Source organism: Isoptericola croceus (assembly GCF_029382255.1).
Lineage (GTDB): Bacteria > Actinomycetota > Actinomycetes > Actinomycetales > Cellulomonadaceae > Isoptericola > Isoptericola croceus.
In genome coordinates, this window is record NZ_JARLLG010000100.1 from 1 (window position 1) to 288 (window position 288).

Annotated in this window: 1 protein-coding gene; it reads right to left on the reverse strand. The window is 55.2% G+C overall.

Features of this window, described 5'->3' with window-relative positions; translation table 11 throughout:
* On the reverse strand, nt 1-288 hold a 288-nt coding region (locus PZC42_RS20840; RefSeq protein WP_277213996.1), incomplete at both ends, for an EF-hand domain-containing protein.

Here is a 288-nt window from a genome sequence, read left to right on the forward strand (position 1 = left end):
AGTACCTCTGGGCCTCTGCGATTGCCGCCCTGCCGATTCGACTGCCGCATGCGATTTTGCATGGCCGTCATTTCAGCACCATCCACCTTGCCATCACCGTTGCTGTCCATCATGGAAAAGCGTTCCGGCGAGCCCTTGAATTCATTTCTAGTGACAACGCCATCGCGGTTGGTGTCGAAACGTTCCATCATCGCCTTCAGCCGATTTCCAGAGTTGCCGTTTCTGTTGTCGCGACGAGGCTGGGCTGTCGTGGTAGTCGTCAACAGAATGCCGATTACCGTTAGCAGT